At 67.5% G+C, this 16,420-nt stretch carries 13 protein-coding genes and 1 pseudogene; 4 read left to right on the forward strand and 10 right to left on the reverse strand.

Annotation, left to right across the window (positions count from 1 at the left end):
• Positions 1 to 1,544: pseudogene (locus tag WBB14_RS01845) on the forward strand (DNA internalization-related competence protein ComEC/Rec2); the annotation flags it as partial.
• A gap of 15 nt (positions 1,545 to 1,559) precedes the next feature.
• Here WBB14_RS01845 and WBB14_RS01850 read toward each other — a convergent pair.
• The 5 genes from WBB14_RS01850 to WBB14_RS01870 all read right to left on the reverse strand — a co-directional run bounded on the left by WBB14_RS01850 (position 1,560) and on the right by WBB14_RS01870 (position 7,501).
• Positions 1,560 to 2,543, reverse strand: coding sequence for a Bug family tripartite tricarboxylate transporter substrate binding protein (locus tag WBB14_RS01850; protein WP_424238318.1), 984 nt, complete (start codon positions 2,541 to 2,543; stop codon positions 1,560 to 1,562).
• A 48-nt stretch (positions 2,544 to 2,591) separates the two neighbouring features.
• Positions 2,592 to 3,680: an isocitrate/isopropylmalate dehydrogenase family protein gene (locus tag WBB14_RS01855; protein WP_424238319.1), complete on the reverse strand. Its 1,089-nt coding sequence runs from the start codon at positions 3,678 to 3,680 to the stop codon at positions 2,592 to 2,594.
• Positions 3,681 to 3,749: 69 nt separating this feature from the next.
• Positions 3,750 to 5,198, reverse strand: coding sequence for an NAD-dependent succinate-semialdehyde dehydrogenase (locus WBB14_RS01860; RefSeq protein ID WP_207464301.1), 1,449 nt, complete (start codon positions 5,196 to 5,198; stop codon positions 3,750 to 3,752).
• Between the two features lie 32 nt (positions 5,199 to 5,230).
• A complete protein-coding gene (locus tag WBB14_RS01865; RefSeq protein WP_424238320.1) occupies positions 5,231 to 6,457 on the reverse strand; it encodes an iron-containing alcohol dehydrogenase in 1,227 nt (408 codons plus the stop codon).
• Between the two features lie 30 nt (positions 6,458 to 6,487).
• The gene (locus tag WBB14_RS01870; protein WP_424238321.1) at positions 6,488 to 7,501 is read right to left on the reverse strand and encodes an Ldh family oxidoreductase; all 1,014 of its coding nucleotides are present in this window, start codon (positions 7,499 to 7,501) and stop codon (positions 6,488 to 6,490) included.
• A gap of 111 nt (positions 7,502 to 7,612) precedes the next feature.
• Between WBB14_RS01870 and WBB14_RS01875 the strand changes: the two genes are divergently transcribed.
• Positions 7,613 to 8,335, forward strand: a complete 723-nt coding sequence (locus WBB14_RS01875) for a GntR family transcriptional regulator (protein WP_424238322.1) — start codon at positions 7,613 to 7,615, stop codon at positions 8,333 to 8,335.
• Positions 8,336 to 8,412: 77 nt separating this feature from the next.
• Here WBB14_RS01875 and WBB14_RS01880 read toward each other — a convergent pair whose 3' ends face one another.
• Together WBB14_RS01880 and WBB14_RS01885 are read right to left on the reverse strand one after the other, a co-directional pair.
• On the reverse strand, positions 8,413 to 9,312 hold the full coding sequence (locus WBB14_RS01880; RefSeq protein ID WP_424238323.1) for an energy transducer TonB family protein: 900 nt from the start codon (positions 9,310 to 9,312) through the stop codon (positions 8,413 to 8,415).
• A 64-nt stretch (positions 9,313 to 9,376) separates the two neighbouring features.
• Positions 9,377 to 10,282 carry a LysR family transcriptional regulator gene (locus WBB14_RS01885; RefSeq protein WP_424238324.1) on the reverse strand — a complete coding sequence of 302 codons (906 nt, stop codon included), beginning with the start codon at positions 10,280 to 10,282 and terminating at the stop codon, positions 9,377 to 9,379.
• Between the two features lie 151 nt (positions 10,283 to 10,433).
• Between WBB14_RS01885 and WBB14_RS01890 the strand changes: the two genes are divergently transcribed.
• Together WBB14_RS01890 and WBB14_RS01895 are read left to right on the forward strand one after the other, a co-directional pair.
• Positions 10,434 to 11,972, forward strand: a complete 1,539-nt coding sequence (locus WBB14_RS01890) for an amidohydrolase family protein (protein WP_424238325.1) — start codon at positions 10,434 to 10,436, stop codon at positions 11,970 to 11,972.
• A gap of 189 nt (positions 11,973 to 12,161) precedes the next feature.
• Positions 12,162 to 13,235, forward strand: coding sequence for a porin (locus WBB14_RS01895; protein ID WP_424238326.1), 1,074 nt, complete (start codon positions 12,162 to 12,164; stop codon positions 13,233 to 13,235).
• Between the two features lie 33 nt (positions 13,236 to 13,268).
• Here WBB14_RS01895 and WBB14_RS01900 read toward each other — a convergent pair whose 3' ends face one another.
• The 3 genes from WBB14_RS01900 to WBB14_RS01910 form a co-directional block, all read right to left on the reverse strand.
• Positions 13,269 to 14,246 (reverse strand): Bug family tripartite tricarboxylate transporter substrate binding protein, encoded by a 978-nt coding sequence (locus WBB14_RS01900; RefSeq protein ID WP_424238327.1) that lies wholly within the window; start codon positions 14,244 to 14,246, stop codon positions 13,269 to 13,271.
• Positions 14,247 to 14,361: 115 nt separating this feature from the next.
• Positions 14,362 to 15,774: an amidohydrolase family protein gene (locus tag WBB14_RS01905; RefSeq protein ID WP_424238328.1), complete on the reverse strand. Its 1,413-nt coding sequence runs from the start codon at positions 15,772 to 15,774 to the stop codon at positions 14,362 to 14,364.
• A 107-nt stretch (positions 15,775 to 15,881) separates the two neighbouring features.
• On the reverse strand, positions 15,882 to 16,420 hold a 539-nt coding region (locus WBB14_RS01910; RefSeq protein ID WP_424238329.1), incomplete at its 5' end, for a nucleotide-binding domain containing protein.

Below are 16,420 nucleotides of genomic sequence, written 5' to 3' on the forward strand. Positions count from 1 at the left end.
GCGCGGCGGCCGCGCTGGTGGCGCTGCTGTACTGCCTGCTGGCCGGTTGGGGCGTGCCGGCGCGGCGCACCTTCTTCATGTTGTCGGTGGTCTTGGCGGCGGCAGTGTCGCGCCTGCCGCTGTCGGCCGGCCGGGTGCTGGCTTGCGCGGCCGCGGTGGTGGTGGCGCTGGATCCGTGGGCGCCGGTGTCGGCGGGATTCTGGCTGTCGTTCGGCGCGGTGGCGGTGCTGTTGCGCATCGCGGATGCGCCGGTGGACCGCGCGGCCGGCTGGCGCAGGCGTTGCATGGCCAGGCTGGCGCAGGCTGCGCGCTTGCAGCTGATGGTGACACTGGGCCTGACGCCGTTGCTGGCCTTTCTGGTGCATCAGGTATCGCTGGGTTCGCCGCTGGCCAATGCGGTGGCGATCCCGGTCGTGACCTTTATCGTGACGCCGCTGGCCTTGCTGTGCGCGGCCTTGGCGGTGCTGCCGGGCGCGCAGGCGCTGGCCGCATTTGCGGGTCAATGGGGCTTGCTGGCGTTCGACCTGACCATGGCGCCGGTGTCCTGGGTCGGCAACGCCGCCTGGGCCAGCGTGCCGGTCGCGGCGGCGCCATGGCCATGGCTGCTGCTGGCCGTGGCAGGCATGGCCTGGGCGCTGCAGGTGCGCGGATGGCCGGGCCGGCATTTGGGATGGATCTGCATGCTGCCGTTGCTGTTCTGGCGGCCCGACCGGCCCGAGCCGGGCCATTGGCGCATGAGCGCGATGGACGTGGGGCAGGGCAGCGCCATCCTGGTGGAAACGGCCAGCCAGACCCTGTTGTTCGATGCGGGCCCGCGCCATTACGGCGGCAGCGACGCGGGCGAACGCGTCGTCGCGCCGTTCCTGCTGGCGCGCGGCATCCGACAGCTGGACGTGCTGGTCCTGTCGCACGCCGACCTGGACCACGTGGGCGGCTTGCGCGCGGTGCTGGCGGCGGTTCCGGCGCTGCGCGGCTTTGCCTCGTTCGACGTGGCTGCGTTCTTGCGCCGCGACATCCGGCTGTGGCCGGACGCGGGCAGCATTGCACCGCCCGTGCCTGACGACATGGGGCGCTGCCTGCGCGGCCAGGGCTGGGAGGCGGATGGCGTGGCGTTCACCTTCCTGAGTCCGGCGGATACCGGCGGCAAGAGCGGGCAGGGCCGCAATGCCGATAGCTGCGTGCTGTTGGTACAGGGGAAGTCACACTCGCTGTTGCTGACGGGCGACGTGGGTGTGGCGTAGGAAAACGCGCTGGTCCCGGCCTTGCCGCGCGTCGACGTGGTGATGGCGCCGCATCACGGCTCGGCCTCGTCCTCGGGCAGGGACCTGGTGGCTGCCTCGGCGGCCGGCCATGCGATCGCGCAGGCCGGACACCTGAACCGCTTCCGCCATCCGGCCCGCGCCGTGGAACTGCGATGGACGCGGGCCGGGGCTGCCTTCTGGCGCAGCGACCGCGACGGTGCGGTGATGGCAAGCTCAGGTCCCAAGGGTCTGGAGGTCTGGGCTCAGCGGGAGCGCGGGCGGCGGTACTGGCATGGCTCCTGAAACCGCCCGCGACGCTTAGTTGGCGCCGAGCAAATTCGCGCTCTTGACCAGCGAGGACACCCGTTCCGAGTCGCGCTTGAGCAGATCGGCGAAAGCAAGGGGGCCGCGCTCTTGCGTGGCCGGAGCCTGCGCCGCCAGTTGTTCCAGACGCGTCTTGAACTCGGGCGTGTCGATGGCCTTGGACAGGGCGGCCGACAGCTTGTCGACGACGGGCTGAGGCGTGCCGGCGGGCGCCACCAGGCCGTTCCAGATCGCCAGATCGAACTCGGGCAGGCCGCCCTCGGCAAAGGTGGGGATGTCCGGACTCTGCGCCAGGCGGGCGGATCCGGTCACGGCGATGGCCTTGACGCGCTTGTCCTGGTGCAGGGGCAGCATGGTCACGGTCTGGTCGATGACGCCGTCTATCATCCCGCTCATCAGGTCGGTCAGCGCCGGGCCCGTGCCGCGATAGGGAATGAGTTCGCCGCGCGCATTGGCGAAGTGCAGGAACATGGCCTCTGCCAGGTGCGCGGTGCTGCCGGGACCGCTGGAGCCCAGGTTGAGCTTGACGGCGTTGGCGTCGCGGATGCGCTTGAGCATGGCCGGCAGGTCCTGGATGCCGCTCTTGTTGCTGACCGACAGCACCATCGGCACGGTGGCGACGATGCCGATGGGCGCCAGTTCCTTCTGCGGATCGTAGTTGGCCTTGGGATGCAGGTGCGGCAGGATCGCCAGCGACATGTTGTTGAAGGCCAGGGTGTAGCCGTCGGGCGAGCTCTTTTGCAGTTTCTGCATGCCGATGAGGCCGCCTGCGCCGCCGGAGTTCTCGACCACCACGGTCTGGCCCAACTGCTTGGACAGCGAGGTGGCCACCAGGCGGCCCAGCGTATCGCTGGTGCCGCCTGGCGCGAAGGGCACGATGACCGTGATGGAACGGCTGGGATAGTCCTGGGCCGCCGCGGGGGCGGCAAGCGATACCGCGGTCAGCGCGGCGCACAGGATGGGGGTGATGCGTAGCATGGGGTGTCTCCTCGTGATTGCTTTTTTGTGTGTGGATGCGTGCGACGCTCAGCGGGACAGCGCGCGGCAGACGGCCTGGGTCATGTCGGTGCAGCTTGCGGTGCCGCCCAAATCCCGCGGCACGTGGTCTCCCTTGGCTAGCACCTGTTCGACGGCGAGCTCGATGCGTTGCGCGGCATCGCCCAGCGCGCCATCGGCATGCTTGTCGCCCAGCCAGCGCAGCATGAGCGCGCCCGACAGGATGGTGGCCAGCGGGCTGGCGGCATTCTGGCCGGCGATGTCGGGAGCGGAACCGTGGGCGCCCTGGAACAGGCCATGCGTGTCGCCCAGCTCGGCCGAGGCCGACAGGCCCATGCCGCCGATGGTGGCGGCTCCGAGGTCGGAAATGATGTCGCCGAACATGTTTTCGGCCACGATCACGTCATAGAAATCCGGCCGCTTGAGCATGTGCACCGTGATGGCGTCGGCATAGGCGTAGTCGATTTCGACATCGGGGTAGGACGTCGCGACCTCGTCGCAGACGGCGCGGAAAAAGGCGTAGGTGCGCAGGATGTTGGCCTTGTCGCATACCGTGACGCGGCGCTTGCCGTCGCGCGGCGCGCCCTTGCGCTGGCGGGCAAGTTCAAATGAAAAGCGCGCCACGCGTTCGATGCCCTTGCGGGTGACGACGATGGTGTCGGTGGCCACTTCGTCGCGCAGCACAATGCCGCCGCCACGGCTGGCGTAGAGGCCTTCGGTGTTTTCGCGCACGATCACGTAGTCGATCTGTCCCGGCTGGAAATGCTTGAGCGGGGAGTCGACTCCCTGGTACAGCCGGATGGGACGCACGTTGGCGTACAGGTCCAGCCGGAAGCGCAGGCGCAAGTGCAGGTCGTTGCCGACCTCGGTGCCGTCGGGATAGGTCACGCCGGGCATGCCCGCCGCGCCGTGCAGGATGGCGTCGGCCGCCTTGCAGGCCGCATAGGTGTCGTCGGGCAGCACCTGGCCCGACCTGACGTAGTGGTCGGCGCCGCCGTCGTAGCTGCTGAACGCGAGCAGGTCGGAGCCGCAGGCTTCCTTCAGGACGGTGATCGCCGACTGGCAGACCTCCGGACCGATGCCATCGCCGTCGATGGTCGCAATTTCATATTTAGCCATGTCTGGCTGTCTCCTCGTTGGGGTTCGAAATGGGAGGGGCGGCCGCGCGCGGGACGCGGCCGCGCGGGCTTACCAGTTGGTCGAGATGTATTTGGCTTCCATGAATTCCAGCAGACCGTGGTGCGCGCCTTCGCGGCCCAGGCCGCTTTGCTTGACGCCGCCGAAGGGGGCCGCGGGATCCGACACCAGGCCCCGGTTCAGGGCGATCATGCCGCTTTCGATGCTCTCGGAGACCCGCAGCCCGCGGGCCAGGTCACGGGTGTAGACGTAGGCCACCAGCCCGTATTCGGTGGCGTTGGCCAAGGCCACGGCTTCGTCTTCGGTATCGAAGGCCACGATGGGCGCCACGGGGCCGAAGATCTCTTCGGTCAGCAGGTCGGCGTCGGCCGGCACGTCCACCAGCACGGTGGGTTCATAGAAATAGCCGGAACGGTCCAGCCGCTTGCCGCCGGCCTTGACGCGCGCGCCCTTGGCCACGGCGTCGTCCACCAGCGAGGCCACCTTGTCGACCGCGCCAGCGTTGACCAGGGGGCCGCATTGCGTGTCCGGGTTGACGCCGTCGCCGGTTTTCAGCGCCGCCATGCGGGCGGCGAACCTGGCGCTGAACGCCTCGACCACGCCACGCTGCACATAGAAGCGATTGGCTGCGGTGCAGGCCTCGCCGCCGTTGCGCATCTTGGCGATCATGGCGCCTTCCACGGCGGCGTCGATGTCCGCGTCGTCGAAGACCAGGAACGGCGCGTTGCCGCCCAGCTCCATCGAGCAGCTGATGACCGAGTCCGCGGCCTTGCGCAGCAGCACGCGGCCCACTTCCGTCGACCCCGTGAAGGAGAGCTTGCGCACGCGCGGATCGTCCAGCACGGCATTGGCGAACTTGCCCGCCGACGACGTCGTCAACACGTTGACCACGCCTGGCGGCACGCCGGCTTCCTCGAGCAGGCGCATGACGGCATACGCGGTCAGGGGCGTTTCGGTGGCGGGCTTGAGGATGCAGGTGCAGCCTGCTGCGAGTGCGGGCGCGATCTTGCGGGTGGCCATGGCGGCGGGGAAGTTCCACGGCGTGACCAGCAGGGCGATGCCTATGGGCTGGTATTGCACGATGATGCGGCTGGCGCCGCCAGGCGACACGCTGATATCGCCGTTGATGCGCACCGCTTCCTCGGAGAACCAGCGGAAGAATTCGGCGGCATAGGCGACCTCGCCGCGCGCGTCAGCCAGCGCCTTGCCGTTTTCCATCGAGATCAGGCGGGCCAGGTCGTCGGCGTCGCGCACCATCAGTTCATAGCATTTGCGCAGGATTTCGCCACGCTGGCGGGCGGGGGTGGCAGCCCAGCCGGCGGCGGCGCGCGCGGCGGCATCCACGGCGGCAGCGGCGTCTTCCAGCGTGGCGTCGGCCACGCTTGCAATCACCTGCTCGGTGGACGGGTCGAACACGTCGATGCGGCGCCCCGAGGTGGCGGCGCGCCAGGCGCCGTCGATGTAAAGGTCAGTGGACAGCTTGCTGGCCTCGATAGTCATGTGTCAGCTCCGGATAGGAATGGGAAAAGGGGTTATCGGGATGGGCGGAACGAGCCGTGGCCCGCGTGGGCGGCGGCCACGATGGCCGCGATGCCGGCTTGGTCCAGCGGGCGGGGATTGTTCGTGACCAGGCGCGCGGCCAGCATGGATTGCGCGGCGATCCAGTCCAACTGGTCGGCGCGCACGCCCAATCCTTCCAGCGTTGCGGGGATGCCGATGCCCGCGAACAGTTCGTAGACATGACGCGGGGCGTTGGCGGCGAGGCGTCCGGGATCTGTTTCCGTATCCCCCATCGCCTGCGAGATGGCTGCGTAGTCGGCGGCGCAGGCCGGCGCATTGAAGTCCATGACGTAGGGCATCAGCGTGGCCACGCCCGCGCCATGGGCCGTGTGGGTCAAGGCGCCGATGGGGTACTGGATGGCGTGAGCGGCGGCGGTGCCGGCCACGCCGAAAGCCAGGCCCGCGGCCAGCGCCGCGGCCATGACCTGTCCTCTGGCGTGCAGGTCGGCGCCGTTCTCGACCGCCCGAGGCAGATACGACGCGAGCGCGCGGATGGCGACCAGCGCCTGTTGGTCGCTGAAGGCGTTCTTGCCGACGAACACGCGCGTTTGCGCGATGTCGGCGTCGGGGCTGCGCCGGACGGCTGTCAAGGCCTCGATGGCATGGGTCAATGCGTCGGCCCCGGCGATGGCGGTCAGCCCCTTGGGGCAGGTCAACGTCAACTCCGGATCGCAGATGGCGGTGTGGGGAATCAGGTGAGGACTGGAGACGCCGACCTTCAGGTCGCGCGCGCTGTCGGCCAGCACCGCCACGGGCGTGACCTCGGATCCCGTGCCCGACGTGGTGGGCAGCGCGATCACGGGGATGGTTGGGCCGGGCACTTTGTATTCGCCGTAGTAGTCGGACGCTTGTCCGCCGTGCGCCAGCAGCAGGCTGACCAGCTTGGCCATATCCAGGCAGCTGCCGCCGCCCAGCCCAACGATGGCATCAGGCTGGAAGGCGCGGTGCGCGGCCACGCATTCGTAGACGCCGTCGACGGGCAGATCGGGCTGGGTGCGGTCGTACACCTGGACGCGCACGCCCGCGGTTTCCAGCGACGCCAGCAGTTCGGACATTTCCGGAGTGCCGGCAAAACGCTCGTCGGTGCAAATCAGCACGCGTTGGCCCAGGGCGGCCGCGACGCGGCCCAATGCCAGGCGCTGGCCGTTGCCGAACAAGATGGCGCGCGGCGCGCGCATGATTCCAAACAAATCAGTCATTGCAGATCCTTGAATGAAGTCGTAGTGCGTTCAGGCGGCGCATTGCGCCAGGTCGAGAATGCGGCGCCAGACCTCGTCGGCCAGCTCGATGCCGGCGTCCAGGCGCTGGCGGCGTTCGGCGCGCGCCCGGTCGCCCGGTACCGCAACGGGACGTTCCGGTTGCAGGGCGGGGCATGCGCGGATTTCATCCAGGTAGCGGGTGATGCGGTCGGCGACCGCGCCAGAGCCCGCCTCGACCACAATGAAGACGTCGCCCTTGTTGCAAACCTCGGTGGAATCCAGCGTGCCCTTGACCGCGGTACCGAGCGCGGATGCCGTCAGGCTGGCCACCAGCAATTCAAACGCCAGCCCCAGCGCGTAGCCCTTGGCGTCGCCAAAGGGCGCCAGCGCGCCTGCCTTGGCGGCCGTGGCGTCCGTGGTGGGATTGCCCGCGCCGTCCAGCGCCCATCCCGGGTCCAGCGGCCGGCCATGGTTGGCGTAGTCGTGGATCTTGCCCATGGCGACCTGGCTGGTGGCCATGTCCAGCACGAAGGGTTCGTCCTCGGTAGGCACGCCGATCGCGATGGGATTGGTGCCGATCAGGGCGCGGCGGCCGCCCCAGGGATGCACCAGGGCTTCGCTGGTCGACAGCGCCAGCAAGATCTGGCCCGCGCGCGCCACTTGTTCCGCATAAAGCGCCAGCATGCCGATATGGTTGTTGTTGCTGACCGCCGCGACGGCGATACCCGTCTCGCGGGCGCGGTCGCAGATTTGCTCAAGGGCAGCCAGCGCGATGACCGGGCCCAGGCCTCGTTCGCCATCCATGTCCAGGAAGGCGGGAGAGCGCCAAACGGCGGCGCCGCGGGTTTGTGGGTCGGCCACGCCGTTGTGGATCCGCTCGATGATGCGCGGAAGGCGCAGCAGGCCGTGGGATGCCCGGCCTCGGAATTCGGCTTCAAGCAGCAGGTTGGTCTGCGTCGCGGCGTGGCCCGTCGGGGCCCCCGCCAGTTCCAGCGCGCGCATGCAAGCCTGCCTTGCCTCCCCCGTTTTTATCGTTGTCGTCATAGTCTCGTTTTGTTGTTAAATCCGATCGGATCTGAAATACGATCTGATTTATGCTAACCTCGTAACAAATTGGACGTCAACACATTGTTGGCAAACCTGGGTGAAACAACCATGACGACTCTCTCTCTCGGTTCCGGAGCCGCGCCATCAAACTCGCCGGCGAGCGGCCAGCGCCTGGGCGAGCGCGTGCGCTCCTTGGGCGATGAGGTCTATGAGACGCTGCTGTCGCAGCTCATTTCCTTGAAGATTGCGCCGGGCATGCGCATTGCGGTCGATGCGCTGGTGCGCGAACTGGGCGTGTCGCAGACGCCGATACGCGCCGCGCTGATCCGGCTGGAAACGGAAGGCCTGGTCGTCAAGACCCATCACGTGGGGTACAGCGCGGCGCCCATGCCCACGCGCCGGCGCTTCGAGCAGATGTATGAACTGCGCCTGCAATTGGAGCCGTTCGGGGCGAGCCTGGCCGCCCAGCACATGACGGACGCGGCGCGGCAGGAACTGGCCGCGCTGTCCGCCGCCATGAGCGCCCCAAGCGCCGACGACGCGCGCGTGGCCTACGGCAAGTTCGCCGTGCTGGACGCGCAGTTCCATTCCTGGATCGCGCAGCAGAGCGGCAACGAGCTGCTGGCCGAAGCGCTGGCGCGGCTGTATGCGCATACCCATCTGTTCCGGCTGCGCTTCCACTCGCGGGTCACCGAGGAAGCCGTGACCGAACACGCGCGCATCGTGCAGGCGCTAGAGGCGCGCGACGCCGACGGCGCGCAGGCCGCCATGCGCGACCACATCCTGAGGTCGCGCGAGCGCATGGCGCCGTTCTTTGAAATGTTGGACTGAGTCGAGGCGTCGGCTTTCGATTCCCGCCGCCGCGTGCTGCGGGAGTCCCTGAGCCAGGGCGGGGCAGGGAGCGCGTCCTACTGCTTGCCCAGGCTGATTCCGTCCCGTATCTGGCGGAATGTGGACAGGGCACCTGGCATGTCGCGGCTTGTCGTGGTGCAGCGCATGGCGACACGCAGCGTGGGGCTGTCCAGCAACGCGTTGTACTGCAGCAGGGGCACGCCATCCGCGCCGCTGCTGGCCGGGGCGACGTAGTCGATGCCCTTGACGCCTTGCAATTCAAAGCCGCTGCGTTGTCCAGGCGATTCGCCTTGCGCGGCGAGGATGGCCACGGCGGCTGCCAGCCGGGAAGCGGCCGAGAGCGGCGCTTCGGCGCCGGGGTGGGTCTTCAGCGTCTTGCGCGGCGTGCTGAAGCCGACGCCGCACAGATAGCCCGCCGCACCCGCTGCTTGCGGAGTACGGGTAGTGCTGGCGATCTGCACCAGCACGTCGAACTCCTCGGACTTGCCGACCTGCGCGATCCGGTAGGGGACGGGTACGGTGACGCCGAAGCCGCGCGCCGGGTCGGCGTAGCGGAGCAGCACGTTGCGTGTGGGCGGCGCGGGCTGGTCTTCCATCTCGAATCGCACCGGCAGCATCAAGATTTCCTTGTCGGCGGTCATGTCGGCGGGGAAGGCCGGCAGCGGACTGGCGCGTTGGATCATGCTGGTGACGGCTTTGTCCACGGCGACATAACCCGAGGAACTGGCTAGTTCCACCGCAGCGATCTTGCCGTCCCGCATCACGGTCAGCCGCAGGCGCAGGCTCAGCGAGTCTTCCAGATCCTGCGCTTCCTTGGGCATCGACAGGTGGCGATGCAGCTTGCGCATGACGCCGCTGGTCCATTCGGCCCGATCGGCCGGCGCGGCGGCCAGGACGGTGGCGGACGCACACAGCGTGATCGCGGCGATGGTCGAAGCGCGCAGCGGCCAGTTCATATTGGCAAGTCTCCTGGGGGAACTGCGCCCGCGAGCGGGGCGCATCCGCAGCATAACCTGGTCGCTAGGACAGGGTTGGCGATCCCAGGTCGAGATTGCTGGCCAACAGTTTGACGAACTCGCGCACCTTGGGCGAGGAGCGTCGCGGCTGCGGATACACGGCATACAGGTTTCTTTCCGCGGGCTGCCAATCGGGAAGCAGGTGCGTGAGACGGCCGCAGGCCAGATCCGGTGCCACGAGAAAAGCCGGCAGCAGTCCGACGCCAGCGCCGCTCAGAACGGCGTCGTGCAGGGTCTGGCTGTTGTTGCTGCGCAGGGATCCGCTGACGTGGACGGTCTGCTCCACGCCGTTGCGCGTGAAGCGCCATTCGCTGGGGCTGGCGCCGCGCGTGTAGACCAGGCACTGGTGACTGGCGAGAGCCTGGATTTCCCTGGGGTGGCCCTGGCGTTCGAGATAAGGCGACGCCGCGACCAGCATCCTGGGCAGGGTGGCAATGGCTTGGGCGCCGGCCGAGAAATGCTTGGGCGTGGCGCCGATGTAGAGCCCCACATCGACGCCTTCCTCAGCCGGATCGAGATACCTGTCGTTGAGCGTCATCTCGACAGTGACTTCGGGAAAACTCGTGGTGAATGCCGTGATCAGGCGGCCCAGGTTCGCGCTGCCGAAGGAGATAGGCGCGCGCACTTTCAAGAGCCCGCGCGGCGTGGTCTGGACCTGGCCGGCGGTGCGTTCGGCTTCCTCGACATCCTCCAGGATGCGCGAGCATTTGTCGTAGTAGGTCTTGCCCGCGTCCGTGAGAACGATACGGCGGGTGGTGCGCGCAAGCAGCGGCGTGCCTATGTGGTCTTCCAGCGCGGACACGTTCTTGCTTACCGAGGCGGTGGACATGTCCAAGCGCGTTGCGGCGACCGTGAAGCTTCCGTGTTCGACGACTTTGCAGAAGACGCTCATTGCCACCAGGCGATTCATATTCTTTCCCGCAGCGAAACCGTTTATTTCTGAAGCGACCCTTTAATCACGGGACCTGGCGATGTCAATATCGCGGCTGATTATAACGAGGGAGACTAGCGTGGCACAGAAAAGAACAGACGCTCCGTTGGAGTCGCCGGATGCAATCAAGATGAGCAGGAAGTCCTTTCTGCGCCTGTCCTTGGGCGGGGTGGCGGCTGCTGCCGTGAGCGGCAAGACGTTCGCGCAGGAGTCCGTTCAGAAGCCCTCTGTGGCCGTGCGTCCCGCATCGGGATTTTCCCGGACGCTGATCCGAAATGCAGACCTGCTGACCATGGATCCGCAGCACCAGGAGATGGTCGGCACGGACGTGCTGATCGACCAAGGCCGCATCGCGGCCATAGGCAGGAACCTGTCCGCGAGCGATGCGGAAGTGATCGATGCCCGCGGGAAAATCCTGATGCCTGGCATGGTCGACGGACATCGCCACCTCTGGCAGTGCATCGACGCCGGACGCCTGGTGAAAATGGATCCCACGGGATACTCGCGCGCCTATCTGGGATGGCAACGCCGGACCATGGCGTGCATGACGCCGGAAGACAACTACCTGGTGGAGCTGATCGGGGGACTGCAGGCCATCGACTCGGGCGTGACCACGGTGCTGGACTATGCGCATGGACAACCGTCCGAGGAAACGGCGCTGGCGGCGGCGCGCGGCATCCGCGATTCGGGCGTCAACGGCTGGTTCGCGTTCCAGCTCGGGCGCACGCTGGCGTTCGGCCCTGGATCGACGGTCTCCATGGCGCGGGTCCAGGCGGATCTCACCACGACCACCGAGCAGAACTGGCGCACCGTGGAGAGGCTGCGCTCCGAAATATTCTCGGATAGCGCTGCCCCGCTGCAATTGGGGCTGGCGCCATCGGACGCCATCGGCCGCGCGGTCGCGGACGTGAAGAAGGAATGGGCGCGGGTCCGTGATACGGGCGTGAAGCTGCTCGCAGCGCACGTGCACAAACCCGCGGCGCCCAAGGCTTTGGGCGCGATCGGCCATTGCGGGTCCGGCATCCAGGATCTGCATGACGCCGGGTTGTTGGGGCCGGACTATCACATCGCCCACGGCAACCGTCTGACGGCGGAGGAGCTCGGACTGTTGCGCGATACCGGAGGCATGCTGTGCGCCACCGTCGTCGGCGAATTCCCCTACATGCTGTCGCCCAACATGATGGCATCTTCCCATGGGCGCGCGCGCCAGGCCGGCGTGGCGACCGGCATCGGCATCGACGGCGCGCTGGTGGTGCAGCAGGACTTCTTCGAGCATGTGCGCGGCGCGTTCCTGAGCCTGTTCCTCGAGCCGGAAGGGCGCGAGATCGTGCGGGAGTACAAGTCGCAGGACGCGCTGGCGTTCGCGACCTCGCTCGGGGCGCGTGCGGTCCGGGCAGGGGACGTGGCGGGCAGCATCAGCGTCGGCAAGCGCGCGGACCTGGTGTTGCTGGCCACCGACCGCATCGGTTTCGCCATGCAGGGCAGCCTTGCCGATCGCGTCGCCAACTTCGCCTCCCTCGCTGACATCGACAGCGTCTGGGTAGCCGGCAAGGCCCGCAAGCGCCACGGCCAGATGCTCGACGTTGATTGGGCCAAGCTCAAAGCGGAGCTTGCCGCCGTGCAGCAACGCATCAGCGCCCAGGCGCAAACCATCACGTTCACCGCGTGACGCGGGCGCGGGCCCGCCTGAGCGCGGGCCCGCTTCCTGCATGAGGCGGGCGTCCGCCGGCATCCATCAATCCTGCCTGTAGTACGGCGCCGCGCATCCCGGTTCGCGCGGGGCCGGGAGTTGCTGCGTCCTGCGGCAGGCTTGTTGCCGACCATGGCAAACATAACGAAGTCACAAAGGGGGGTGTTCATGAAGTGCAGCACGCAATTCAAAGCTCTGGCGAAATGGGCGGCCTTGGCTGCCTGTGCCGGATACGGGCCATCGGCACTCGCACAGTCCAGCCTGACGCTGTATGGGCTGGCCGACAGCTATATCGAGTACCGGAGCAACAATCGCTCATCTACGGTGTCGTCCTCATCCGGGGGATCCGCGTTGCGGATGAATTCGGGAGGACTGTCCGGCTCTCGCTGGGGGCTGCGGGGCGTAGAGGATCTGGGCGGGGGAATGCAGGCCGTGTTCGCGCTGGAGAGCGGCTTCTATATGCACACGGGGGCGATGGGCGAGGCGGAGCGGCCGTTCAACCGGCAGGCATTCCTGGGCCTGAACGGGCCCTACGGCATGCTGAGTCTCGGGCGGCAATACATCAGCATGTTCGACCTGTTGCCGGCCTTTATGCCTCTGACCTACGCGGGCGCCTATGAGCCCATGCCGTTTCTCATGGGCAACCTGCGCCTCGATAATTCGGTCAAGTATCGCGTCGCAACGGGGCCGTTGGCGGCGCAGGCGCACTATCAGCTCGATGACGCATCCGGCGCGCCGTACCAGCGGTCGGCCTGGGGCGGCGGCGTGAGCTACCTCTCCGGCCCTTTCGGCCTGGCGGCGGTCTATGACCAATCGGGGGGCGTGGCGGCCGCCGCATCCAACCGGCTGCGCAAGCTGGCCCTGGCCGCAACCTATGCGCCGGACCCGTGGAGGTTGACCATAGGCTACCGCTGGGCGCAGGACAAGACGGCGACAGGCAATCTGAACCAGCGCGACGACATGTGGTGGATCGGAGTCGGGTACCGCATTTCTCCGGTGCTGCGGATCACGGCCGCCTTCTATTACGACGACGTGAAGGCCAGGGCGGGGGCGGGCAATCCGCCGAATCCCAGGCAGCATGCGCTGCAACTCGTGTACGGCGGCCTGTCCAAGCGCACCGACCTGTATGCGGCCGCTGCCTATGCGCGGAATTCGGCGCTGAACTTCGCGCCCCTGAGCACATTGCCGGCCGGCAAGGACAGCCAGGCCGCCGTGGCGCTAGGCATCCGCCACAAGTTCTGAGGGGCATGGCGCGCCGCGGCGCGCCATGCGGGCTCAGTTCATGTCCGCCAAACCTTCCTCGCGTACGACTTTCTGCCACCGGACGACTTCGCTGGCCAACAATTCCTGCGCGACGGCCGGGCTGGACCCCGCCGGTTCCGCCGCCTGCAAGCGCAGGCTTTCGATGATGTCCTTGCGCTGCAGCGTGTCGCGCACCATATCGTTGAGCTTGGCGACGATGGCGGGCGGCAGATCCTTGGGGCCTGCCAACGCGTACCAGGCCGTGACGTCGAAGCCGGGCGCCACCGTTTCCGACAGGGTGGGCACATCGGGATACTGCGCGAAGCGTTCCCCGGTCGTCACGGCCAGCGGCTTGACCTTGCCTTCCGCGATATAGGTACTCATGCCCGCCAGGGCCGTCATGATGACGGGAACCTCGCCGCCGATCACCGCCAGCGCGGGCGCGCCGCCGCCTTTGTAGGCCACGTGGTTCAGGCGCACGCCGGTGCGCGCCTGCAGCAGCGTGGCGGCCAGGTGCATGCCGCTGCCTATGCCGCCGGAACCGTAGTCGATTTTCTCCGGCTGCTGGCGGGCGGCGTCGATGAGTTCGCGCATCGATCCGTAGCCGGCGGCAGGATTGGCGATCACGGCGTAGGGACTTTGGGCCACGACGGAAATCATGGTGAAGTCGTTGACGGGATCGTAGCCCAAGGACTTGTATAGGCCTGGCGCGGAAGCATGGCCGGAGGCCATCAGGTAGAGGATGTATCCGTCCGACGGACTGCGTGCGACGAAGCGCGCGGCGATGGTGCCGCCGGCGCCGGGTTTGCCCTCCACGATGGCAGGTTCGCCGAAGCGGTCGTTGAATTGCGCGGCCAGCAGGCGCGCGAAATTGTCGATGGGGCCGGCGGGCGCGAAGCCGTGGATGATCCGCACCGGCCGGTTCGGCCAGGAATCCGCGCCCTGCGCGGCGGCCGGCGTGAAACAGGCCTGGAGGGCTGCGAGAGTGGCAATGCCTAGTATCTTTTTCATGTTCGAAGAATCCTGTACGCGTGAAACGCCCGCGGCGGCTGCGACATGGCCAGGATGCGTGTCCTGCCGAGGTCTGCAGCCGCCATGCGGAAGGCGTCCGTAGGAAGAATGATGATCAGACGAGACGGATCGTGTTGGCCAACTGGCCGATGCGCTCCTGCGCTTGGACCAGGCGTTTTTTCAGCGCCGGCCAGTCTACGCCCAACATCTTGCCGTGGCGCTTGCGCGCCTTGCCGGCGATCCACACGCTGTCCACGTCCGCCGTGCAGGCGAAGGTGACCACGCGGTCGGCCAGGCTGCCCGCCATGCCGAAGCCGATGCGGTCCGTGCTGAGCAATACCAGGTCGGCGCGCTTGCCTACGCTGATCGTGCCGGCGGTGTCTCCCAGCCGCACGGACTTGGCGCCCAGGCCGGTGGCGAAATCCAGGATGTAATCGGAGGAACAGGCCTTCATCACGTCGCGGACTTCCGGATCCAGGTACAGGTTCCAGTAGGTCGCGCGGATATGTTCGAAATAGTCGCCAGGCAATGCCAGCGAGATGTCGATGCCCATGCCGGTGGGTACGCCCGCGCGGCGCGAGCGGCCATGCACGGACGGCCCCTTGTCGGCCGACATGACGTAAGGGAACTCGCCCATGGCGGTGGCGCAGATCATGCCACCGGTATCGCGCAGCATGGCCAGTTCCTCGGGCGTGAGGCGGTTGGCGTGCGTGGCCTGATAATCCGGTCCGAGCAGACCGGCATCGTGCAGGTCGCCGATGCCGGAGTCGCGGTGCCCCATGAAGCCAGCCGGGTGGGGCGCCTCGGGTTTATGGATATGGGCGGCGAGCATGCCGACGCCCATGCCCCGCGCCCGGCTCCATTCCGCGCGGATGTCGTCCAGCGGGCTGCCGTTATTGCCGCTGGGAGCCAGCGCCAGCTGCAGCGGCGCCGAACTGTCCGAGAAATACTCGCGCTGCAGGCGCTCGGCGGTGCGCCAATGCGTTTCCGTGGTCTTGGCGATGCGCTGGCCGTCGGCTTGGGCCAGCGGCACCGTGTCGCCGGGACCGTAGGAGGACGACACGCCCAGCTGAAAGCCGAACCAGCCGGCTATGCCTGAATCCTTGAGTCCTTGGGCGGCGGCGAGCGCGCGGTCCTCGGTGGGCTGGCCGTGGGCGAAGTCGAAAACCGTGGTGACGCCGGAGTTGATCGCTTCCAGGCCGCCGACTAGCTCGGCCAGGTGGTTGTCCTCGGGGGTCATGCAGACGATGGTCCGCATTTTCCATTTCTGGTAATTACTGGCGTACTCGGCCGGCCGGGATTTCACCAGCCGGCCCATGTCGATGATCTCCCATACGTGGCGATGCGCGTCGATCAGTCCGGGCATCAGGATCATGCCGCTGGCGTCGATGACCTCCGCGTCCTGCGCTTGCAGGTCTGGGCCGATCGCGGCGATGCGGTCGCCATCGATCAGGACGTCGCCACGCAGCTCTCCGAGCTTCGCATCCATGCTCAGGATGCCGGCATTCTTTATCAGTGTTCTTGCCATGTCTTCCGTGTCTCCTTTTGGGAGCACAGATTCTGTCAGCTTCCGTCTGCCGGATAAATCCAGGTCCGGGAAACAATGGCTTTCCAATAGCAAAAGAATGGCCGGTGTCAGGCCGCTCCCAGCGCCAGCTCGTCGAACAGCAGATCGCCGCCCATCTGTCCACCCTTGAGCATCAGTTCGATGCCGTCGGTGGCAGGGGCGTCGCTGCGCGTCAGGCTGACGGTCACGCCGGGCGCCAGCACGCAGCGGAACGCCAGTCCCCATAGGCCCAGGGCCAGGGTGGCCTGGCTGGAGGTGTCGCCGCCGGCGATGCCGATGCGCGACAGGCGCGTGCCGGCTTGCGCGCTGGCGCGCACGATGTTCGCGACCAGTTGGCCGGTGGCACGGGCGGTGGCGGCGGTCTGATGCGGGCTGAGCGCCTGCGCGGGCCGGTCGGTGTGCGCCAGCACGTTGCGCCCCTGGGCCAGCATGGCCGCGGCTTGCCGGACCTGTTCCGCCGCATAGGCCGGATCTTGCTGCAGCCGTTCCGCTTTCAGCGGTTGGCGCTGGTACTGCCGGCAAGCGGCGATCTGCCTGGCGGTGACCGGAGACAGGCTGCCGGCCACCACCAGCACGGGGCCGCCGGCCGCTGGCAGCGGCGCGGCCG

The organism is Achromobacter sp. (assembly GCF_049647645.1).
Lineage (GTDB): Bacteria > Pseudomonadota > Gammaproteobacteria > Burkholderiales > Burkholderiaceae_B > Achromobacter.